At 42.5% G+C, this 23,132-nt stretch carries 22 protein-coding genes and 1 pseudogene; 6 read left to right on the forward strand and 17 right to left on the reverse strand.

All coding sequences use genetic code 11. The features are described from left to right. Positions 1-62 precede the first annotated feature (62 nt). From M1E09_RS16755 to M1E09_RS16785, 7 genes are all read right to left on the reverse strand, one after another. Complete coding sequence (locus tag M1E09_RS16755; protein ID WP_456271980.1) at positions 63-2,198, reverse strand: heavy metal translocating P-type ATPase; 2,136 nt, start codon at positions 2,196-2,198, stop codon at positions 63-65. Beyond that, positions 2,191-2,568 (reverse strand): ArsR/SmtB family transcription factor, encoded by a 378-nt coding sequence (locus M1E09_RS16760; protein WP_456271981.1) that lies wholly within the window; start codon positions 2,566-2,568, stop codon positions 2,191-2,193. The genes M1E09_RS16755 and M1E09_RS16760 overlap by 8 nt, the downstream gene beginning before the upstream one ends. A 282-nt stretch (positions 2,569-2,850) precedes the next feature. Next, entirely contained in the window at positions 2,851-3,270 is a 420-nt protein-coding gene (locus M1E09_RS16765) for a universal stress protein (RefSeq protein WP_456271982.1), read from the reverse strand. A 16-nt stretch (positions 3,271-3,286) separates the two neighbouring features. Continuing rightward, complete coding sequence (locus M1E09_RS16770) at positions 3,287-4,735, reverse strand: SulP family inorganic anion transporter (RefSeq protein ID WP_456271983.1); 1,449 nt, start codon at positions 4,733-4,735, stop codon at positions 3,287-3,289. A 227-nt stretch (positions 4,736-4,962) separates the two neighbouring features. Beyond that, positions 4,963-6,381 carry a SpoVR family protein gene (locus tag M1E09_RS16775; RefSeq protein WP_456271984.1) on the reverse strand — a complete coding sequence of 473 codons (1,419 nt, stop codon included), beginning with the start codon at positions 6,379-6,381 and terminating at the stop codon, positions 4,963-4,965. A 209-nt stretch (positions 6,382-6,590) separates the two neighbouring features. Next, positions 6,591-7,796: an MFS transporter gene (locus M1E09_RS16780; RefSeq protein ID WP_456271985.1), complete on the reverse strand. Its 1,206-nt coding sequence runs from the start codon at positions 7,794-7,796 to the stop codon at positions 6,591-6,593. Between the two features lie 227 nt (positions 7,797-8,023). After that, positions 8,024-8,332: a DUF3889 domain-containing protein gene (locus M1E09_RS16785; protein WP_456271986.1), complete on the reverse strand. Its 309-nt coding sequence runs from the start codon at positions 8,330-8,332 to the stop codon at positions 8,024-8,026. Positions 8,333-8,501: 169 nt separating this feature from the next. On the opposite strand from M1E09_RS16785, the gene M1E09_RS16790 reads away from it, so the two are divergent. Further along, on the forward strand, positions 8,502-8,756 hold the full coding sequence (locus M1E09_RS16790) for a YhdB family protein (RefSeq protein WP_456271987.1): 255 nt from the start codon (positions 8,502-8,504) through the stop codon (positions 8,754-8,756). A 122-nt stretch (positions 8,757-8,878) separates the two neighbouring features. After that, complete coding sequence (locus M1E09_RS16795; protein ID WP_456271988.1) at positions 8,879-9,271, forward strand: VOC family protein; 393 nt, start codon at positions 8,879-8,881, stop codon at positions 9,269-9,271. Positions 9,272-9,361: 90 nt separating this feature from the next. Here the strand turns inward: M1E09_RS16795 and M1E09_RS16800 are convergent, their stop codons facing one another. From M1E09_RS16800 to M1E09_RS16830, 7 genes and pseudogenes are all read right to left on the reverse strand, one after another. Beyond that, entirely contained in the window at positions 9,362-10,003 is a 642-nt protein-coding gene (locus tag M1E09_RS16800; RefSeq protein ID WP_456271989.1) for a response regulator, read from the reverse strand. 15 nt (positions 10,004-10,018) lie between these two features. After that, positions 10,019-11,143 (reverse strand): GAF domain-containing sensor histidine kinase, encoded by a 1,125-nt coding sequence (locus M1E09_RS16805; protein WP_456271990.1) that lies wholly within the window; start codon positions 11,141-11,143, stop codon positions 10,019-10,021. 551 nt (positions 11,144-11,694) lie between these two features. Beyond that, positions 11,695-12,416: pseudogene (locus M1E09_RS16810) on the reverse strand (SDR family oxidoreductase). Between the two features lie 48 nt (positions 12,417-12,464). Beyond that, positions 12,465-14,210: a phospho-sugar mutase gene (locus M1E09_RS16815; RefSeq protein ID WP_456271991.1), complete on the reverse strand. Its 1,746-nt coding sequence runs from the start codon at positions 14,208-14,210 to the stop codon at positions 12,465-12,467. A 275-nt stretch (positions 14,211-14,485) separates the two neighbouring features. Continuing rightward, complete coding sequence (locus M1E09_RS16820; RefSeq protein ID WP_456271992.1) at positions 14,486-16,027, reverse strand: GNAT family N-acetyltransferase; 1,542 nt, start codon at positions 16,025-16,027, stop codon at positions 14,486-14,488. Positions 16,028-16,089: 62 nt separating this feature from the next. Next, positions 16,090-16,641, reverse strand: a complete 552-nt coding sequence (locus M1E09_RS16825) for a hypothetical protein (RefSeq protein WP_456271993.1) — start codon at positions 16,639-16,641, stop codon at positions 16,090-16,092. 84 nt (positions 16,642-16,725) lie between these two features. Then, positions 16,726-16,929, reverse strand: coding sequence for a hypothetical protein (locus tag M1E09_RS16830; protein WP_456271994.1), 204 nt, complete (start codon positions 16,927-16,929; stop codon positions 16,726-16,728). Positions 16,930-17,149: 220 nt separating this feature from the next. Here M1E09_RS16830 and M1E09_RS16835 point away from each other — a divergent pair, with 220 nt between their 5' ends. From M1E09_RS16835 to M1E09_RS16845, 3 genes are all read left to right on the forward strand, one after another. Beyond that, positions 17,150-17,572, forward strand: coding sequence for a disulfide oxidoreductase (locus M1E09_RS16835; RefSeq protein WP_456271995.1), 423 nt, complete (start codon positions 17,150-17,152; stop codon positions 17,570-17,572). Between the two features lies 1 nt (position 17,573). Further along, positions 17,574-18,041: a thioredoxin family protein gene (locus tag M1E09_RS16840; RefSeq protein ID WP_456271996.1), complete on the forward strand. Its 468-nt coding sequence runs from the start codon at positions 17,574-17,576 to the stop codon at positions 18,039-18,041. Positions 18,042-18,111: 70 nt separating this feature from the next. Further along, positions 18,112-19,035, forward strand: a complete 924-nt coding sequence (locus M1E09_RS16845; RefSeq protein ID WP_456275022.1) for a nuclease-related domain-containing protein — start codon at positions 18,112-18,114, stop codon at positions 19,033-19,035. A gap of 680 nt (positions 19,036-19,715) precedes the next feature. On the opposite strand, the gene M1E09_RS16850 is transcribed toward M1E09_RS16845, so the two are convergent. Then, positions 19,716-20,111 carry a DUF5365 family protein gene (locus M1E09_RS16850; RefSeq protein WP_456271997.1) on the reverse strand — a complete coding sequence of 132 codons (396 nt, stop codon included), beginning with the start codon at positions 20,109-20,111 and terminating at the stop codon, positions 19,716-19,718. Between the two features lie 174 nt (positions 20,112-20,285). On the opposite strand from M1E09_RS16850, the gene M1E09_RS16855 reads away from it, so the two are divergent. Next, positions 20,286-21,194, forward strand: coding sequence for an RluA family pseudouridine synthase (locus M1E09_RS16855; RefSeq protein ID WP_456271998.1), 909 nt, complete (start codon positions 20,286-20,288; stop codon positions 21,192-21,194). A gap of 140 nt (positions 21,195-21,334) precedes the next feature. Here the strand turns inward: M1E09_RS16855 and wrbA are convergent, their stop codons facing one another. Then, positions 21,335-21,940, reverse strand: coding sequence for an NAD(P)H:quinone oxidoreductase (gene wrbA, locus M1E09_RS16860; protein WP_456271999.1), 606 nt, complete (start codon positions 21,938-21,940; stop codon positions 21,335-21,337). Positions 21,941-22,208: 268 nt separating this feature from the next. Next, on the reverse strand, positions 22,209-23,036 hold the full coding sequence (locus M1E09_RS16865) for an aldo/keto reductase (protein WP_456275023.1): 828 nt from the start codon (positions 23,034-23,036) through the stop codon (positions 22,209-22,211). Between the last annotated feature and the right edge of the window lie 96 nt (positions 23,037-23,132).

A 23,132-nucleotide genomic window follows, 5' to 3' on the forward strand; every position in this document is an offset into this window, starting at 1 on the left:
AAGAAGCCGGATCTTATTCGGCTTCTTCTTTTTAATTATACAGCGCTTTTTTGAAAAACTAATTACTTATCCTTTACACGGAGCAATCTTAAACCATTCAAGGTAACAATCAAGGTAGCCCCCATATCGGCAAAGATGGCAATCCAAAGCGTCAGCCAGCCCGGGATGACCAGGAGCAGGGCGAGCAATTTGATTCCTAAAGAGAAGGTAATATTCTGCTTGATGATCGCCAGTGCTTTTCTGCTCAGTTTCACTGTAAATGGCAGCTTCCTTAGATCATCAGCCATCAGAGCGATGTCGGCTGTTTCCAAAGCTGTATCCGTTCCGGCTCCACCCATCGCAATCCCAACGGAGGAGGCGGCAAGAGCAGGTGCATCATTTACACCGTCTCCGACCATTGCGACCTTGCCATACTGCTTTCTCAAGCGTTTAATATAATCAAGCTTATCCTGAGGAAGTAATTCAGCAGCTGTTTCACTTACTTTCGTCCTTTTAGCTATGGCTTCTGCAGTGCCCTTATTATCTCCCGTAAGCATGATTGTCTTCTCAATGCCCAGCTCATGAAGCTTTTCGATGACTTCAGCACTGCTGTCCCTGACTTCATCTGCCACTGCTGCCAAGGCAAGGATTTCTGAATCTGTACCTAGCACAATGACTGTCTTCCCCTCCGCTTGCAGGGCCTGAATGCGGTTTTGCAATTCCTCAGGAAGAGGCGCCCTCATAACTTCTGACATAAATGATGGGCTTCCTACATGATAGGGGGTTCCTTGAATAAGGCCTTTAATTCCTTTTCCAGTGACAGATGTGAATTCTTCAATCAACAGGGATTGATAATCCAGGCTATTCTCTTCCGCTTTCTTCATTAAAGCAGAGGCCAAAGGATGTTGTGAACCATTTTCCAGTGCAGCAATCACTTTCAAATGATCCCCTGCCTTGCCTTCATCAAGGGAAATGAAGTCGGTCACAGCAGGAATCCCTCTTGTAAGTGTTCCTGTTTTATCAAACGCAATTGCTTTTAAAGCACCGGTTTCTTCTAAATAGATACCGCCTTTGATCAAGACTCCGTTACGGGCAGCATTTCCTATCGCCGTAACGATCGACACAGGAGTTGAAATGACAAGTGCACAAGGACAGCCTACGACGAGTACGGCAAGCCCCTGATACACCCAGGTACTCCAATCAGCGGCAAATAATAACGGTGGAACAACCGCCACAAGCAGGGCAACAAGAATGACTGCTGGTGTATAGTATTTGGCAAAACGATCAACAAATGCTTGTGACGGAGCACGTTCCGCCTGCGCTTCTTCCACTAGATGAATGATCTTGGCAATCGTTGTATCTTCAGCAAGCTTTGTGACTCTAACTTCCAGAAGCCCATCTTCATTCAGCGTACCAGCAAAAACCTCATCATTTTTTTCTTTTGCCACAGGCACGGACTCTCCCGTAATGGCAGCCTGGTTGATAGCCGACCTTCCTTTTTCAACGACTCCATCCATGGCGAGCTTTTGTCCTGGCTTGACGATCATGATATCGCCGATTTTTATATCTTCAATCTTAACCTTCAACTCTTGGACGCCTCTTCTGATTAGCGCTTCTTTCGGTGCGATATCCATCAATGAGTGGATGGACTGGCGGGCTTTATCCATAGAATAGGCTTCCAGCACTTCACTGATCGCAAACAATATGACAACTGTAGCGCCTTCTCCCCATTCCCCAATCAAAGCGGCACCGATAATCGCTATCGTCATGAGGGTCCTCATATCAAATTCAAGGCGAAGCAGATTCTTTAATCCTGTTGTGAAGAGGCGGTAACCTCCGACTGAGATAGACGCTAGATAAGCGCCAACGGAATAAATGCTTCCTTCTCCGTAAAATTCGCCTAATATCCATCCAAGAACCAGGAAACATGCAGAAACCAAAACATTGAAATGTTTTTTGATAAAAGGTTCCTTGTTCTCTGAAAATTGTTCATTCTCGGGAATCACCTTGATGTTCTCGAAAGCTCCCGCTTTCTCGATCTCTTCTATTGTTGTTTCACCATAGACTGTAAGCTTGGCAGCTCCAAAATTTACATTAGCTTCAGAAACACCATCCAGGTGCTTCACGTTCTTTTCGAACTTTGCGGCACAGCCTGCTCAGGTGAATCCGGATACACGGTAGGTTGTTATAGCAGTTGTCTGTTCCAGTCCTTCAGCCACGTTGTTCCACCTCCTTATGATGTGTAATCGCGATGTCAATCAAGCTTCTGACGTGTTCATCATCAAGGGAATAATAAACCAGTTTCCCTTCTTTACGGTATTTGGCAAGGCCCATGTTTCGGAGCAGACGTAAATGATGGGATGCAGTGGCAGTTGTCGCACCCACAATATGAGCGACATCACACACGCACAACTCATCTTCACGGCTTAAGGCGAATGCTATTTTCATTCTAGTATCATCCGATAAGGCCTTAAATATTTTCGCAGCACCATTTGTGTTCGTAACCGATAATTCTTCCTTGACAAAGGCAACTTTATCACGCTCATAGCAATTGACCTCACAAACATCTTCTTTGGGCTTTGGCTTCACATCATCACCCCTTCATTCAAACATTCATTTGAATATTAGTATATGGCTCCAACTTCCCTTTTGTCAAAGAAAAGAAAGCCTATTCTTTGATCCGCTTTAGCCCTGTAAAGCGCGAAGAGGGACAGTCCCCATCAGTACGGTAACGCATTAACGCATTGAGAGGGACAGTCCCTCTCAATGCGTTAATGCGTTAAAGTAAGTTAAAGTCAATTAGCAGGACCTTTCGCCAAAGCTGCAAACAGATAAAAGAACCCCTGCATATAACAGAGGTTCTTCGCCTGATCACTTAACGATCAACACAGGGCAATTCGCGCGTTTTGCCACTTTATGGCTTACACTGCCCAAAACAAATTCCTGGAGTCCATTCAATCCCCTGCTGCCGATGACAACCAGGTCGACTTCATTGGCATTCACATATTCCACGATCGCCGGTCCAGGTTCCCCGTGAAGTACCTTGATATCATAGCTGACCCCTGCTTCCTTCGCCTTCCGTTCTACATCCTTCATTCGCTCTTTACGAAAATCATTCATTTCTGAGGAGTTCCAATTCGCTAACACATCAGACTTAGCACGGCCGGCATCCACTACATATACCACTTCTATGGCAGAACCTTCAGAGCATTGAGCGATATGGATCGCATTCTCGGCAGCACGCTTTGAATGTTCAGAGCCGTCTGTAGCCAGTAAGATTTTCTTGTACATCCCTTCACCCCATTTATTAATGTGATCCCAGTTTATTAGCAAGCTTCCCTACTAATTCTGTACTGTCCTCATTTAATCCTGTCACATTCACAATAATTCCATTTGCCTCGAATTTAGATACAATCTTATCAACCGCAGCGACAGCTGAATCATCCCAAACATGTGACCTGCTTAAGTTTATTTCGACTTCGGCAACGTCCTCCATATAATCGAACCGGTTCATAAGTTCCGTAACCGAAGCAAAGAACAGCTCTCCATTAATGTTATATATTCTTTTATTGCCTTCCCTTGTTCTATTTACCCGTACTTTTGATATTTTTGATACAAAGAAAACTGCACTCAACAAGATTCCTGTGAAAACACCTATAGCTAAATTATGGGTCAACACTACAGTCAGAACGGTAACGACCATGACCACTGCGTCACTCCTTGGAACAAGATGGAGCGTACGCAATGAATTCCAGTCAAAGGTGCTGATTGACACCATAATCATGACACCCGCCAAAGCGGCCATGGGTATCTGGACGACAATTTCGCCAAGTACAACGATAAGGAACATAAGAAATATTCCGGCCACCAGTGCAGATAATCTTCCTCTCCCCCCGGATTTTACATTAATGACGGATTGTCCGATCATCGCACAGCCGGCCATCCCTCCAAAAAAGCCGGTGATGATATTTGCGATTCCCTGGCCCCGGCTCTCCATGTTCTTATCACTATCAGACTCAGTCATATCATCAACAATGGTTGCCGTCAGAAGGGATTCCAGCAAACCGACCACTGCCAATGCTGCCGAGTATGGGAATATGATGATAAATGTTTCGAATGTCAAAGGTATATCAGGCAGAAAGAATTGAGGGAGCGACTGGGAAATCGTTCCCATATCCCCGACTGCCCTTACCCCATAATCCATAAAGATTGCCAGTGCAGTCACAACAACAATAGCCACCAATGTCGAAGGAACAGCTCGGGTCAAATAGGGAAATAAATAGATGATTGCCAGCGTCAATCCAACCAGTGCAAACATGATCCATTCTTCCCCTTCAAAATGCTGAATCTGTGATGTAAAAATCAAAATGGCCAGAGCATTAACAAATCCGACCATAACCGAGCGAGGAATAAACTTCATATATCTCGCCAGTTTAAAAATACCAAAAATGATCTGTAAAATACCTGTTAAAACTGTTGCAGCCAAGAGATACTGGAGGCCGTAGTCAGCCACTAAATTAGTGAACAGCAAGGCCATCGCTCCCGTGGCGGCAGATATCATCCCGGGCCTCCCTCCTGTAAAAGCGATCGTGACCGCAATAGTAAAAGAAGCATACAAACCTACCATTGGATCGACTCCTGCAATAATCGAAAAAGCAATCGCTTCAGGAATCAAAGCAAGAGCTACCACCAGCCCCGATAATACATCACCCTTTATATTTCCAAACCAGGATTGCCTGTAAGTAAATGAGTCCAAGATAAATCCTCCTTTGAAATTAGTATGAGAGGTTTTCCGAATAAAAATCCTCATTTTCAAAGGAGAATAGTTCAAGCGCTTTATCCCTTTCGCACCCGGGGAAAGTCCCCCAGCGCTTTAACGCTGTACAGCACGAAGAGGGACAGTCCCCTTTCTCTGGTTAAAGCACTAAAGCAATCATACAAAAAAACACTGCACGCTTTCGTACAGTGTTTTCATAGGAAGGACTACAAGTATTTTCTTTGAACGTTGCGCCCCTCGTAGGTAAACAGCATTTGCCGGTTTTCGACGTGAGTTTCGATATGGACGGGACGTCCCCATAGCTGGTGAATATAAGGGAGAACTTTTTCCAAGTATTTAAGATCAAGTTCAATCCCTTCATACCAGTGCTTTAAGTAAAGCTCTCCATTTTTCATATAATCGCCGTCATTGACTGTGATAAATGGAAAGCCTCCATTCACCCGCATGCCGACCAGCTGATCTCTTACTTCCTTCCATTCTTTATCGACAATTTTATAATCTTTGCCCTGTTTCTGGAACAGGTACATATCTTCCCTTGTCACCAAATCCTTTGTCAGGTAATTGCGCAGGAAAGATATATCCGATTCAATTTCCCTTACCTCGAACATTTTTTCTCTTCCGGACCCCGGTTTCTCACCGCGCCTAATCATTTCTTCCGTCGGATTATCATAACGCTCTTCAATGTCTTCAAAGATTTTCAATCCTAAGTAATACGGGTTGATGCTCGTTTTTGAAGGTTGCACTACGCCTGCATTCAACTTGGCAAACTCTATGGATTCCCCGCTTGTTAAATCAAGTTCCCTTATAATTCTCTGATGCCAGTAGGATGCCCAGCCCTCATTCATGATTTTTGTTTCAAGCTGCGGCCAGAAATAAAGCATCTCTTCCCTCATCATCGTCAGGATATCCCGCTGCCAGTCGGCAAGCTCCCTGCTGTACTGTTCGATGAAAAGGAGAATATCTTTTTCGGGCTTAGGCGGGAACTTTTTCTTCACTTTCTTCCTTTGCTTCCTGTCTTTTTTTGCTCCATCATCTAAATTCCATAAATCATCATAAGGAGAAGCAGCAGGCACTTCTTCCTCTTCCCACTCGACATCGTCCATGCTCCATGTAAGCTTCGGCCTCATGAGGGAAGGATCAATATGTTCATCGATGGCGAGAATGGCATCAAGGAAGGTTTCCACTTCTTTTTTTCCATGCTCGATTTCATACTGGCGGATTCTGTCCGCAGTAGCTGCCATACTTTCAACCATATCCCGCTTTGTATTTTGAAATCTGACATTGTTTTTGAAAAAATCACAGTGTGCCAGCACATGAGCGACAATCAGCTTATTTTGAATAAGTGAGTTTGAATCAAGCAGAAAAGCATAACAAGGGTTAGAGTTGATGACAAGCTCATAGATCTTGCTCAGGCCAAGATCATAATGAAGTTTCATCTTGTGATACTGTTTTCCAAAGCTCCAGTGGGAAAATCGCGTCGGCATTCCATATGCACCGAATGTATAAATAATATCTGCAGGACAGACTTCATAACGCATCGGATAAAAATCGAGACCGAATCCTTTAGCAATTTCAGTTATTTCCCCTATAGCATGCTGTAATTGTTTTTGTTCCTCTTCTCTCATCCCATTTCCCCCCAGTAAAAATTTGCCCACACGCGATTCACAAATTTACTCTTATTTAAATGTATGAGCAGGGACAGGGATTCATGAGAATAAAAGTGCAAGCGCCCTGTTTTATCCCGACAGGCAGATGTTCCCTAAAGCTGTTCTCTGTTGGTCTCTAGGCATTCCTATTAAAAAAAGAGCCTCTTGAATAGAGACTCTTCTAAAACTTACTGTTCAGAATATTTGACCTGTAGCTTTCTTACAGGCAGAACGGCTAAAATCAACAGAATGGCTGAAGCAGTAAAAACAGCCTGGACTCCGATTTCCTCCGAGACATACCCTGCAACCAAGGAAAAGACCCCAAAAATCAATGTCGTCATGGCTCCCTGCGCTGCGAAAACCTTTCCCAGCCTTTCGGGATTTACACTCTGTTGAACGATCGTCTGCAGCAAAATGACTTTTATTCCATCAAAGAAGCCGAAAATCACAGAGAATATAAGCGCCAGCAATGCACCGCTGTTCCAGCCGAAGCAGAAGGTTGCGAGGGAACCGCTGACAATCGCAATGAAAAGCCACTTGTACATATGACCTGAAAAAAGTCTGTGAACCCTTAATAACAGCATGCCGGCTGCAATCAGTCCAATAAAAAAGGCGCTGTTTATAAAGCCCCACCACTCCTCTCCCCGAAGAAGCTGTTCTTGCACATAGACATAAAGAATGGCGGCAATCCAAACCACACTTGCAGCCGCTTCTATTGCATAAACAAGAAAAATATTTTTTAGTGTTGAGTTTCGCAAGACATCCGTCCAACCTTCTGCCAGTTTCACCGCCAGCTTCATATCTTTGTTTTGATTAAGCGGGATATTGTCTCCATTCACCGGCAAACTGTACATCATCACACTGCTTGCAAGAAACAATAACGCTGTCAAAGCCATCGTCCACTCATCCCCAGCTATGGCTACAATTACTCCACCCAAAGCCCAAGAGCCGAACTGAACACCCTGATCGATAGTGGATAAAAACCCGTTTGCTCCCATCAAATCCTCTCTCCTGACAATTGAAGGAACAAACGCGTTCCGTGCCGGCAAAGCAACTCCATCCAAAAAAGCTACACAGCCTGCCAAAACAAAAAGCAGGAACATGCTCCCTGCATCAGCAAGTAACAATAAGGACATGATTCCAAGCAGAATGGTTTTCACCAGTTGAGAGTAAAACAAGAGATTCTTGAGATGAAACCGGTCTAACACTAATGGTGCCATAACACTGCTTACAAAACGTGAAAAAGTAACAACCACCGGAACGATACTTACAAAAAAAGGCGATTGTGTTTTCTCGAAAATTGCCGCAATCAGGGCAACAATAAAGAAAACATCTCCTCCGTTAGCTAATGCCTGGCCTGCCCACAAGTAACGAAATGCTTTTGTTTTCATCATTCTTCCTCCTTAACGTTCTATTCAGTTGATTGGGGAAAAGAATGAATATCACAAGGGACAGGCTCCTCTCAGTTATATGTAAAATAAATACATAATCAGTATAGTATCAAACAAACTGTATTGCCAATAAAAAAGCGCAAGCGCCCAGTTTAGCACCGACAGGCAAACATTCCTAAGAGAAAAAAGCTTGCTCCAAAAGAGAAGCAAGCCTTGACCCTTGATCTTTCCTATTCCAGTTCATCAACCGAAATGTTCAACTCATTAGGTTTTTCAGGATTATGAACGACAAGTACTTGAACGTTCACTTCCTTGCCATCTTTCACTACATCGAAAGTAAAGGAATCCTGCACGTTTCCGTCTGAAAGGGTTTTGCGTCCTTCATACTTATAATCCTGGAGCTTGTCTCCCGTGTAATCTTCCTTGACCACTGATGTCGCAATCCTTCCGAACTTTTCATAATCCGGTTTCTGAGCCATCGACTCATGCCCGCCGACCAGGAATAGGGAGGCAGCAAAAATAATAATCCATTTTCTCATCTTTATTTCACCTCTGCATATAATTTCATATATAATATGCAGTTTTATTCTGATAACTATTCATCCAATAGAAGGAAAGCCCAGCAATACAGGACAACCAACTTTTACTGCGGAAATTATGCTGAAATGAGACCAAACTAGTATTAACCCTTCAGAAGGAGGGATTCAATTGAACAAAGTTGATTATGACAGAGCTTTGTACTATACACACCGAAGCGAATGGGATAACCTGCTCATTCTTATGGTTCGGACAAAAGATGACCTATTAGCGAAAAGGATCGAACATTTCCTTCACGCTTACCATTTTTCCCGTGATTACTCGAACATTGAAACAAATATGTATACCCTTCTCAGATATATCGAACATGCAAACCTGACTGCCAGTCAATTAGAGCCAATGGAAGAGCATATAATGAAAATCTAATGAATAGAAGGATTCCACCAATCCTGACGGGCTGATTCGTTCAGCCCGTTTTATATTTGCAAACTTTTTGAAAAAGGACTTCCAGCAGTTTTTTCTAATATAGAAGGCAAAGGAGGATTATAATGAAGCAAATACATAGTTCCTTAAAAGTACTTCTCCTTTCTGATTTAGAAAGGTCAAAACAGTTTTATCAGGAAAAACTGGGCTGCGAAGCAACAGAATGGTGGGTGATACGGGATGGATTTGAAGGCTTGGCACTGAAGCATTTGCAAGCCCAGTCTATCGAAGATGTTCAGCCTAATAAACCGGCTAAAGGGTCTGCAAAAGCTCTTGATATGTATTGTTATATTGAAAACTGGGCCGCACTTGATGAACTTTATCGTGAATTCAATAATAATGGCGTAGAAGTTGCCATTGAGCCTTGGGTTGATGAAAACAATGGGCCTTGGAAAGAGTTTGCCGTAAAAGATATTGATGGGTATTGCATTGCATTTGGGGGTACTGACGAAAACTGAATCAATTGACTATGAGAGAGTAACGTTCATTGAGTGTATCCTTTTCTCATTTTTAAAAGAGGAATAACTCCCCTGAAAATGCAGGGTAAATCATTCCTTGGAGAGTCCATGCTTGACTGCATACAAGGCTGCTTGTGTGCGGTCCGACACTTCTAACTTCGTAAAGATATTGGATATGTGCGTTTTAACTGTTTTCTCGGTTATAAATAAGCTGGAGGCGATTTCTTTATTGCTTTTTCCTTTCGCCAGCTCTGATAATACATCTTTTTCCCTGTTGGTGAGCTGGTGTATCTGATGAGGCGGCCGATTGTTTCTTGAGACCCTCTTCAACAGATGGTTTGTCGCTTTGGGATGGAGTGAATTTTCTCCCCTGAAGAGTTTGCGGATCGAATCGACCAGTTCATCCGGCTCAATGTCCTTAAGCTGGTATCCGGCAGCACCGGCTTCAATGGCCGGAATCACATGATCTTGATCGGAGAAACTTGTAAGCATCATGATCTCTATTTCCGGGTAAGATTTTTTGATAAGCCTCGTTGCCTGGATTCCGTCCATTTCCGGCATGACAAGATCCATCAGAATCATATCCGGCTGCAGTTCCCCGGCCAATTCAACCGCTTCTTTTCCGTTTTTCGCTTCTCCGATGATCTCGATATCTTTTTGTGTTTTTAAAAAGAAAACCAACCCTCTTCGGACAACATGATGGTCATCCGCTATCAATACTTTGATTGTCATATATGTTCCCCACTTCTAATATGGAATCTCCACATTTATTTCTGTCCCTTCCCCCGGGCTACTTTTCAGATCGAAACACCCACCCAGATTTCTAACCCTTTCCTTCATTCCCTCAATACCTACGGATGGAATACGCTGCGAAGGACTGTACTGGAAGCCGGTGCCTTTGTCTGCTAAAGAAAGCTCCACCATTTTGCTTGAAGTCTTAAGAATAAAATCCATTGAATCTGCACCTGAATGTTTCTTCGCATTGTTGATCGCTTCCTGTCCAATTCTCCACAAGGCTTCCTCTATTTTTGAAGGAAGAGCCACAACCCCGTCTATCGTAACGTTAATATCCATTCCAATCATTTCCCCGTACCCTTTGACTGCGTCGCTTAAGCCATTCTCAAGTCCGTGGGGCCTCAACTGCCAAATCAAGGCTCGCATTTCAGTTAAAGCTTCCTGGGCAAGGCTTTGAATGGTCGAAAAAGTCTCTTTAACATCCTTATCCTCACTTAACATTGCTCCGCCCCGGGCAGTCAACGTCAACGAAAACAACAGCTGGTTGACCGAGTCATGCAAATCTCTCGCAAGCCTGTTTCTCTCCTGTATCAATGCCATTTCCTGCTCTTTTTTAGTTAATGTTATCCGCTTTATTGCCGAACCTATTTGAAATGCCACCGATTCTAATAAGGCAAGTTCATGATCGTGAAAATGAGTTTTTCCAGGCGCTGCCACATTCAGCAGACCAAATGATTCACTTCCGGACTGAAGAGGTACCGTAGCATGATAAACAATATCCCCGGTATCCCCCCTGTTTTCGGCATTCGCCTTTTCGATGCGCTGGCATTCAATGATGTTTGACGCTTTGGTCAACTTTCCCCCGCGGAATCTGTTTACACACCAGCAGCTGCCATTCTTCATTAATTGGCAGCCGTCTGCCGAAAGCGATGAAGGCAATTTATGAAATGCTTCAAGAGTGTGTCCTCCGCTTTCATCGATGAAAAAGATCCATCCAGTCGTAAAATCGGTCCCATTTAACAGAACCTGAAGTGCACATGACAGCATCTGCTTCAGCTCCGTTTCTTCATTCAGAAGCTCAGCGATTTCTTTTAATAAATGTATATTGGAATTATGGCGGTCTTCAAAATTATCCAAGAGGTCAACCTCCTTATCTCTTGATAGTATATAGGCAGGCCAAGCCTGTTGATATGGCTTTATGTATGAAATTATATACGACTTTGGCTGTAGATTTAGGCATTATTAAGTATTTCGACTAATCCTGAGTGTTTTTCCTTTATTTATTAAGGCTTAGTTAAAGAGTAATATTGTTTTTATAAACCTATGTAGATAGTGTTGCATGATTTCCGCTCCAGGTGCGCGACTCCGCGGGGCGGGCGGTGAGCCTCCTCGGCTTCGCCTGCGGGGTCTCACCTGTCCCGCTAATCCCGCAGGAGGTCGCACACCTTCCGCTCCAATCAACCGTTGTTTCTATACTTAACTGAATCATAAAGTCCTAGAAAGAAGAAACGGATTTGCTTCTAAAAATGGGTCCAGAACACCTATTCACTAATAACAGAAGTAGCATCAGAACCAATGCAGTTTATTAACGAATAAGATATTCCCCTGTTAAACCTGAATACCAACATCATCATCTAATTAAAAAATGTACCAGGCGATAAATCGGCAGCCTGGTACGCTTGATCAAATTAACTGATCGGATAGTTTTGTGCAAACGGGTGAATTTTCATTTCATCAATCATCATATGTTTTGGTGCAGCAGCCATGTAGACAACTGCACTGGCGATATCTTCTACCTTAAGCCAGTCTTCTTTTTCAGGCAGTCCTTTTTTTGACTCGGCAAAATAGGTATCCACCATTCCAGGATTGACAGTCCCTACGCGAACTCCGTGTTCTCTTACCTCTTGTGCCAATGATCCGCAAAAACCTTGAACGGCATACTTGCTGGCGACATAGGCAGATCCGTTTGGAATCGTATAGCGTGCAACATCGGATGAAATAGTGATGATCGTACCGAATTTCTGTTCTTTCATATAGGGAAGTACCGCTTTAGAGCAGTGAAAAACGCCATGAACATTCACATCAAAAAGCTTTCGCCACTCATCGGCTGTCACTTCTTCTGTCGGTTTAAAAAATCCAATCCCTGCGTTATTGACCAGGATATCAATTTTCCCAAACTGTCTGACTGTTTCTTCAACAGCTTTCACTACATCTTTTTCATTACTTACATCCGCTTGAATGGAATGCAGTTTATCAAATCCCTCTTTCTTTAATCGCTCACCTGTTTTATGGATCTGAGCAGAACTGCCGACGATTGTAACGCTCACTGAGTTCTTTAATAACTGCAGGCAACTTCTTCACCAATTCCCCTTGATGCGCCCGTGACAAGTGCCGCTTGATTCTTAATCATTTACATTTTTTCCATGTTCCCAGAAAAAAAAACAGGAAGGCATTAAGCCTATCCTGCAAATGAGTTAACCATAGAATCTATTTTTTCCATCAGTGCCTGTTTCAATCCTTCTAACTTAGCCTGGCTTTCATCCAGTGATTTTCCAACAACACTGAAGTAGAATTTAATCTTCGGCTCTGTCCCTGAAGGACGAAGGCATATCCAAGACCCGTCTTCAAGGAAATACTTGATGACATTGGACTTCGGCAATAAAATGGTTTCTTCCATTCCATTTGTGAAAGTCGTGCTCAGTCTGGTTTTATAATCTTCACTTTTGGCAACAGCCAGTCCCCGGATTTCCTTTAACGGCTCTTCCCTAAAGGTCGACAGAATTGACTGAATCTGTTCAGCACCTTCTTTTCCTTTAAGTGTAAGAGACTCAAGGCCTTCCTGATAGTAACCGAAACGCTCATAAAGATCTAACAGGGCGTCATACAAGGTTTTTCCTTGTTGTTTGAAATAGGCCGCCGCCTCTGCTGCCATCAGCACTGCCTGAACCGCGTCCTTATCACGCGCAAAATCGCCGATCAGGTATCCGTAGCTTTCTTCATAACCGAACAGGAACTGATATTCACCGGATTCTTCATAGTTTTTAATTTTTTCACCAATGAATTTAAAGCCCGTCAGGACATCTTCTACAGAAGCACCGTAGGATTCAGCAACCTTTCTTCCTAACTCGGAAGTAACAATTGTCTTAAACACTCGGCCGTTTGCAGGGATCATGCCTTTTTCCTTTTTTCTCCCTAGGATATAATCAATCAGGACGGCACCTGTCTGATTGCCTGTTAAAAGAATGTACTCACCATTCTGATCTTTCACCGCGACACCCAGGCGGTCAGCGTCAGGGTCTGTCGCAATGAGGATATCCGCATTCTGCTCTTTCCCATCTCGGATCGCAAGTTCAAACGCTGCTTTATCTTCAGGATTAGGAGATTTCACTGTAGAGAATTCCGGATCCGGCAGCGATTGTTCTTTTACGATGTGGACATTGGAATACCCTAAGGCATCCAAGCCTTTTTCCACCATCTTCAGAGCAGTTCCATGTAATGGAGAAAACACAATGCTTAAGTCGACTTCTTTCGCAATTTGCGGTTTTTCAGAAATGGAAAGGAGGTGTTCCAGGTAAGAACGGTCGATGTCTTCACCGATTATTTTGATAAGGCCCTGCTCCTTAAGCTCTTCCTCTGATTTTACCGAAATTTGAAGTTCGTTTTCCACTTCATTCACTTTTGCGATTACTTCATCGGCTTCTTTTGGAGGCAGCTGAGCCCCATCTTCACCATATACCTTATATCCGTTATATTCAGGAGGATTATGGCTGGCCGTTACAACAATTCCCGAAAAAGCTTTAAGGTATCTAACTGCAAAAGACAGTTCCGGTGTCGGTTTCAGCTCATCGAAAACATAGGTTTGAATTCCGTTTGTTGCCAGCGTTTTTGCCGCTTCCATGGCAAATTCCGGGGACTTATGGCGCGAATCGTATGCGATCGCCACTCCACGCTTTTTCGCTTCCTCTCCATGAGAAATTATGTATTGTGCCAAGCCTTCGGACGCTTTGCGGACAGTATAGATGTTCATGCGGTTGATGCCTGCGCCGATCTCACCGCGCATTCCGCCAGTTCCAAATTCGAGATTTTTATAAAAAGCATCTTCCAAGCTTTTTTCATTATCCTTCATTTCAGTAAGAAGGCCCCTCATTTCGTTGTCAAGTTCAGTATATGAATCCCACTTTTGCCAAGCTGATTTCCAATTCAAGTTAATCTCCTCCTATTGATGACTTAGTATATGTATTTCTGGGTGGATTGCAATATTCCTTTTAAAAGAATCCGCCTTTTTATGACAACCTTTTCATCACTTCTATATTATCACAGAGATATCCAGTGACAAGTTGTTTTGGGATTTGGTTCCATTTAATTAGGATTCCGAGTGCACTGATTTTTGGTCTTCTCTGATTCCAAGCTGTAAGCATCCCTTCAGGAGATCAGAACTTGTCATAGCAAAAAAGACCGCTAAAAAGCGGCCTCCGCAGGTTATCTCTTATATTTCACTTCATACACGTCATGACGGCGGTCTTTCAGCTGCCTTACAGTACCAGATTGGCGCTGGCGCCTTAGGACTTCAAGGTCCACATCCCCGATCATCACCATTTCGATATTAGGGTTGGTTTCACCCACAATGCCATCACGGGCAAACTCGAAATCCGATGGAGCGAAAATCGCTGACTGCGCGTATTGAATGTCCATATTTTCAGTTTGCGGCAGGTTGCCGACTGTACCTGAAATGACTGTATAGATCTGATTCTCGACAGCCCGTGCCTGAGCACAGTAACGGACTCTCAAGTAGCCTTGGCGGTCTTCCGTACAGAAAGGAGTGAAGATAATTTTTGCACCTCTGTCCGTCGCAATCCTCGCCAATTCAGGGAATTCGATATCATAACAAATCTGGATTGCGATGCGTCCGCAGTCAGTATCGAATACTTTGACACGGTCTCCCGGGCTGATTCCCCACCATTTGCGTTCATTCGGCGTGATGTGGATTTTATATTGCTTTTCAATCGTACCATCACGGCGGAATAAATAAGCGATATTATAGATCTCATCATCTTCTTCTTTGACGAAATGTGAGCCGCCGATGATATTGACGTTATAACGGACAGCAAGATCAGTAAATACTTCAATGTAATCCTCTGTAAAATCAGTCAGCTTGCGGATAGCCAAGCTGGGTGATTTCTCATCAAGGAAGGACATCAGCTGTGATGTGAAAATTTCCGGGAACACAACGAAGTCGGATTTTGCGTCTGATGCCACATCTGTGAAGTATTCAACCTGGTTCGCGAATTCTTCAAATGAAGTAATTTTTCTCATCATGTATTGAACGACACAAATCCGGACCGGATAGCTTGTCTTAAAATGCCTTTTGCTTGATGGACGGTAATCGACGTTATTCCACTCCATCAGAGTCGCATACTTCTGCGATTTCGTGTCATCAGGCAAGTAATTTGGATTGATCCTCATCAAGGTAAAAGCATTCATCAACTGGAATGACAAAACAGGGTCATAGATCTTATGCCTGGATACAGCATCTACATATTCCCTTGGTGACATTTCATCCGCATGTTTATGGTAGTTCGGGATCCTGCCTCCAATGATGATACTTTTCAAATTCAGCTGGCGGGCAAGATCTTTCCTTGCTTCATACAATCTGTGTCCGACTTTCATCCTGCGATATTCCGGATGAACCATGACTTCGATTCCATAAAGATTGTAACCATCGGGATTATGGTTCGTGATATACCCGCTGTCCGTTACATCATCCCAGGAATGGCGGTCATCATACTCATCAAAGTTGATGATCAGACTTGAACAGGAACCGATAATTTCACCTTCAAGTTCAGCGACCAGCTGTCCCTCCGGAAACACTTCAAGATGGCTCTCGATGTGCTCGGGTTTCCACGGCTCCATCCCAGGGAAACAATGGCTCTGCATTTTAATGATATTGTTAATATCCTTATGTTCCATCTGCCTAATAATCATTTTCTTCTCAAACTGAGATAAATCCAGTTTTTCTGACATTTATAGTAACACTCCTTTTGCACTCATCTTTACGTTTTACCCTGCAAGCTGCGGGATTCAAACTAATATCCCGGCCGCTCCTCCCAAGGCTCTGTGACTCCTGTAATTGAAACGGGAACCCTGGTTCTCAATGCTGAAACGACCCCTTCGGAAATTTCTGAGTCAGTCAGCCATCTGGATTCTCCATTTTCTATTTTAAACCCTAAAATGATATGATGCATGTTTAATGATTGATATTGGTTTGACGGCAGAGAACTCCTTGAGGCAGAACTTCCATTCACCCTGAAAACTTCTATACCATTTCGTTGGTTACTCAAAATTCCCACTATAGCATCGAATGATTCTGCCGCATTACTTCTCATCCAAATCACAGCCTGATCAAAAGATCCATTCCTTTTAATATGCTCATTCAAGACTTGTATCAATGCGCCCTTGTTAAAATAATCTGCCGAAATGAAAGATACAGCTTCCTGTGAAAGCTGCTGCCGTTCAAGCATTCTATAGAATTTATCTTTTGACCTCGCCAGCACCGTTACCTGGCCACCTTTTTTCACCAGATACTCAACCACTCCTCCAAGCATACCAGTGCCGCTGATTACGAGAGTTTTTTTCATGGCTGAACCCGCCTACCTTTCTTACAAAAAAAGCCCCCGTAAAGAGAGCGTTCATAGGTTGTTTTATTCACTTCATTTCAAGTATCAACTGTTTTTTTCTTGTTCTAATTGCTCCAGCTTCTTGATTCTTTCCGCAGTTTCTCTTTGCACTCTTTCCCATACATGACCCAGTTGTCTATCTATATCCTGCGCTATTTCATCATGGGTGTATCCCGCTCGAAGATATGACAACATTATCTCACTTACATCCATTTCCTCATGTATTACTATTTTTTTCTTTCCATTCATACGTCCGCCTCCCTTATTATATCTCCAGTATATAGTTTTTTTTTTTCACTCAAGAAAGGAAAGTCAGATACTAAACGGGACAAAGCTCCTGTTTTGCGCCGTATGTGTCAGACCTATGTCCTCCCTGCTTATTTTTATGATAAAATTAGTGCTGGAGGTTTTACTTTATTTAACGGTACATAATATAATCTGAGTTAGTACTAGAGGAAAGGAAACAATTATGGAGAAAAAAATTGAAAACCTGTTATTCATAGGATTTGCGGCAGCATTGATTGCCATGCTTGGAAGCCTGTTTTTCTCTGAAATCAAGCAGTACGAGCCTTGCGTTCTGTGCTGGTATCAGCGAATCATGATGTATCCGATGGCTGTGATTCTCGGTATTGCAGCAGTAAAAAAAGATGCTTCGATCGCCATTTATACTCTGGTTATATCAGGTATAGGCGTACTAACATCTCTTTATCATTATTCTTTGCAAAAAGTAGATTTTCTAAATAACTCAGCACCTTCCTGTGGACGCGTTCCATGTACGGGTGAATATATCAACTGGTTGGGGTTCATCACCATCCCGCTTCTAGCATTAACAGCTTTCATCATCATTTTCGTATGCAGTTTCTTACTATTAAAAACAGCAAGGGAGAATTAATATGAAAAAAGTCATTATCTTTTTAGTTGCCATTATCGGTATCTTTGCGGCGATCGCTGTCGTGACAAAGATGCAGCAAGACCAAGCAGCGGAAGGAAATCCGTACGATAAAGAAAATCTTCGAGCTTCAACTATCGACCTGCTTGATGATCCCAATTATCAAAACTTGATCATGCCGGATGAGCTTGAAACGAAGCTGGAAAACGGAGAGGATGTCACGGTCTACTTCTTCAGCCCTGAATGCTCTCATTGTTTAGCCACAACACCAATTTTAGCGCCACTGGCTGAGGACATGGGAATTGACTTAGTGAAGTACAATATTCTTGAATTCGAACAGGGTTGGAATGACTACAATATTGAAGCAACACCGACCATCGTCCATTACGAAGATGGAAAAGAAACAGCGCGAATCGTCAGCTCTCAATCAGCAGAAGCGTTCGAGCAATTTTTCAATGAAAATGTGAAGTAAGATAAAAACAGTCCTCGTAGTGAGGGCTGTTTTTTTGTGGTAAAATTTAGAAAAGGAGTGATGTTTATTGATGATAAAAGAACGTAAGGAATCAGATGAATTAAGGATATATAAATCTCTTAATTCCAGAAAAAATTTAAGTACAAAAGAGAAACACTACTATGCTGGTTTGGATAAAGGGTTTATTGGAGAGAAACGATTCGATGATTGGCTCGAGCCTGTCCTCGATAATCGAATCTTATTACCCGATATGCAGTATATGCCTAACACCACTTATGTTCAAATTGATACCATTCTTCTGACTTCTAAGTTAATCTATTTATTTGAGGTCAAAAATTTTGAAGGCGACCACATTTTAGAAGGAGATAACTTTTACAGGACCGATGGCTCTGATGTAAAAAATCCCATTCTTCAGCTGAAAAGAAATGAACCTGTGTTTCGTACAATATTACAGGGACTAGGTTACAACCTTCCCATTAAATCGTTCGCCGTCTTTGTAAATCCCCGCTTCCATCTCTATAACGCCCCAAAGGACCTCCCGATCATTTATCCAACTCAGCAAGATCGTTTTATCAAAAACCTGAAACAAAATCCCTCTTTTATAAAAAGGCCCCAGACTGAACTTGCTCAAAAATTGATTTCCAAGACTACGGCTAAAAACCCATATGCACAGCTGCCTGAATACCGTTATGATGAGTTGAGAAAAGGGATTATTTGTCCTAGATGTGGAGAATTTTATGTTCATTATGTACGTTCAACATTAACATGTAATCAATGTGGAGGACGCGAAAGTGCCCACTCAGCAGTTCTGAGGAGCTTGGAAGAGTTTAAGTTGCTATTTCCTGATAGGAAGATTACGATCTCTCAAGCAATAGACTGGTGTTCAATAGTTAAGAGTCCTATAACTTTGCAAAGAATTCTTAAAAGTAATTTTAATCTAATCAAGACAGGAAGAAGTTCTCATTATGTTAGAAAAGAGATATTCCTTCCTTAAGTGTCATATTTAAGAACTTTTTTCTGGATTCACAGCATAATTCTATCTTAAACACACTATTATAAAGCGTTTGTCGTTTATATTAGTGTGTTTATACTTTAATCCCACTACTGTACCTCTTGTATCCGTTTATAATACTGTGTTTGTCTCTTAATCACACTACTGTACCGCTTGTATCTGTTTTATAATACTGTGTTTATCTCTTAATCACACTACTGTACCGCTTGTATCTGTTTATAATACTGTGTTTATCTCTTAATCACACTACTGTACCGCTTGTATCCGTTTATAATACTGTGTTTGTCTCTTAATCACACTACTGTACCGCTTGTATCTGTTTATAATACTGTGTTTGTCTCTTAATCACACTACTGTACCGCTTGTATCCGTTTATAATACTGTGTTTATCTCTTAATCACACTACTATTCGAATTTTTACGGTTTAGTATTCTGTATTTTTCCGAAGTCTCATCTTGTTCTATCTAATTCACACTCATCTCCCCAAACAAAACAAAAACCACCAAGCGCCTAAACACTCAGTGGTTAATCATCCTGCACGCAGCAGAATATAGAGGAGAATTACAAGATGAATCAATAAAGAGATTGGTGATGATCTCTTTTTGATTAGTAATAAGTATGCTCTCTCCTGCTATTTTTATTCATAGATAGGAAAATATTTTTTAAACTAGCAGCTGGTTTGCCGGTCTGGCGTAGAGGCTGAGTTTGTCTTGGCAGTCGAAGCTTTTGCGGAAATGGTCAAGCTCGAATGGGAAAAATAGATTGAAGCTTTTCAGGATGCATAAGTTATGCTCATACATTTCTTCGTAATCAGATTCTGTTGTATCTGCCTCTATTAAAGAGATCAGCGTTTGAAGACTGGAGATTACTTGAAAAGCTTCTTTTAGAGTACCATTGTAGTTTGTGTGCTCCGTGTCAGTATGCAATACTTCCAGGTTTTCAAATTCTTCAATTTCATCATCTGTAAAATAACGAGGGAAAATAGTACAATAAATGTACTTTATCAGTTCTTGAATAGTATCTTCCTGTTCCTCTGTGGAAGCTAATAGGATTTTCACTTCTAACCCACCTTTGTAACGATTGTCATCTCTATGTAATAGTTATTCTAAGAATACCATAATTATAGTTCTTTCTGGGTGGTAATTATAGCCATGGTGACATCGGTACCAATCGAATAATAGATATAATTACCTATAAAAAGGGAGTAAATACAATAAAAAAGGAGTTTTTTGATGAAATCACCTGAAGAAGGTCCTGGTTTTATAATTTCCATTCCGGCAAAATGGGATAATGTTACAGCCGAAGCCTTAATGCGGGAAATTTGGCAGGCTCCGAAAAAGACGGTTCATCAACTGCGAATGGATAAAGCTGTCAGTATTGACGGGTCTCCGATTAACTGGACAAGTCCATTAAAAGCGGGAGATAGGTTGGAATTCACATTAGCTGAAAAAGATTATGGGGTGATTCCTGCGGAGATCCCCATCAATATTCTTTATGAAGATGACCATTTGATGATCATCAACAAGCCGGCCGGAATCAATACCCATCCTAATAACCCGGCAGCTGAAAAAGATACGCTTGCTAATGCGGCTGCATGGCATTTACAGCAAAAAGGGGAAAAAGTTGAAGTCCAGCATATCCATCGTCTTGACCGGGATACTACCGGAGCCGTCATATTTGCAAAGCATGCGTTGGTGAAAGGAATACTGGACAGGATGCTCGCTGAAAGAAACATCAAAAGGACTTACTGGGCAGCTGTGCATGGCTTAATCAAGCAAAAGAAAGGCACCATCAATAAAGCGATCGGGCGCGACAGGCACCATAATACACGCAGGAGGGTCTCACCTTCCGGACAGCCGGCAGCAACCCATTTTGAACTGCTGGAACAAAATAAAGCGAGGAACCTCAGCTTGGTCCAGTTGGTATTGGATACCGGAAGGACCCACCAGATCAGAGTTCATCTGAGTTCCATGGGATATCCGCTTGCAGGAGATACTTTATATGGAGGAAAACCAGTCGTGAGCAGGCAGGCCCTTCATGCTAAGTATATCGAACTGCCACATCCCTTGACCGAAGAGAGGATGTTTTTTGAAGCACCCTTTTTAGACGATCCCCCTATTTTTCCGGCCCTGTTCAACTAACAATAAGTCAGGTATCTTCCATGGGTACCTGACTCAAAGTTACACTTCTCAAAAGCCATGAAGCTTCATTTGTTGGAACTGGGAACTGGAGTATTTATAAAAAAAACAGGCATCCGCAATGGATACCTGCCTCTCTTGAATTATTTTAAGCCGTTTTTAACAGCTTCCGTTACAGCAACTGTTCGCTTAGCTTGGTGCTTGACAGCTGCTTCTACATCCTCAACCATGTTGCCTTCCTGGTCCACGGTTACGCTTGTTCCATAAGGATTTCCGCCTGCAGCGAACAATGATGGATCAGTGTATCCAGGTGCAGCAAGGATTGCTCCCCAGTGCATCATTGTTGTATAAAGGGCAAGAATGGTCTGCTCTTGGCCGCCGTGTGCGTTTGCAGCAGAAGACATGCCGCTGACAACTTTGTTTGCCAGTTTTCCTTGTGCCCAAAGTCCGCCAGTGGAATCAAGGAATTGTTTTACTTGTCCTGGAACGTTTCCGTAACGAGTCGGCACGCTGAAGATGATGCCGTCTGCCCACTCAAGATCATCCGTAGAAGCTACTGGTACATCCTTTGTATTCTCAAGGTGTTGTTCCCATGCAGGATTAGAAGAAATAGCTGCTTGAGGTGCAATTTCCTCGATTCTCAGCAATTTAACTTCTGCGCCCGCTTCCTTCGCCGCTGATTCAGCCCATTGTGCAAGTTGATAATTTGTTCCTGTAGAACTGTAGTAAATAACTGCAATATTAGCCATGTAAAAACCTCTCCTCTTTTAATATATTTTAACCTTTAACAGGTTAAATTCTTTCCACAAAACTCCTGTTCTAGACATTGTCGCCACTTCATACAATTCCCTGTGCAAGAGCTTTTAAACATTTTGATTTCATGTATTTCGAAAATATTTATCTTTGATTCGAGATAATTGTATCTTCTTTTCCACCTGTCTGTCAAATATGAAATGTATTTCTTAACTCATTAACGCACCGAGGGACTGTCCCCCAGTGCGTTAACTTGGTGAAGTATCAGAAGTCGAAGTTGTCAGGGTCCGGACCGAATCTTTCGTTCATGTTCAATCCGTTGATCTGGGTGACGTCTTCAAGCGAAAGATTAAAATCAAAGATTTCGCTGTTTTCTTTGATTCTGCCAGGGTTCACGGATTTTGGGATAATAACAGTCCCATTTTGCAAATGCCAGCGCAGGATGATCTGGGCTGCCGTCTTGTTGTATTTGCCGGCAATGTGATTCAGCGTGGGCTCATCAAGCAAGTTCCCTCTGGCAATCGGAGACCAAGCTTCAACAGCTATTGCATTTTCTTGACAATATTCCCTCAGGGGTTCCTGACTCAACCTTGGATGAAGTTCAACCTGATTGATAACCGGCTTTTCGCTGGCCCCCTTCATTAAATCTTCTAAATGATGCTGCTGGAAGTTACTTACGCCGATTGCTTTGACCATACCTTCGTCGTACAGTCTTTCAAGGGCTTTCCAAGTTTCATTGTACTTTCCTTCAACTGGCCAATGAACCAAGTAAAGATCGAGATAATCCATACCCAATCGTTCCAAGCTGTTTTCAAATGCCCTGAGAGTGGAATCAAACCCCTGCTCCTTATTCCAGACTTTAGATGTAATGAATAGGTCTTTTCGGTGGACACCAGACTCACGCACCGCATGGCCGACACTTTCTTCATTTTTATAAACAGAAGCGGTATCAATAGATCTGTAACCCAGATCTATCGCTGTTTTGATCGCACTTACTGCTTCATCGCGGTCTTTCATTTGGTAGACCCCGAGTCCCACATAAGGTATTTCCACACCGGTATGAAGCTTTAATGTGCTTTGCAAATTAGTAATCAATCGAATTCACTCCTTTTCTCCATTTTACAAATCTTCTTGATTTAACGCTAAAATAAAGGCTCTTCTGCTCAAAAATAGAGTGAAGAGCCTTGA

It is taken from the genome of Bacillus sp. AK031 (assembly GCF_053903065.1).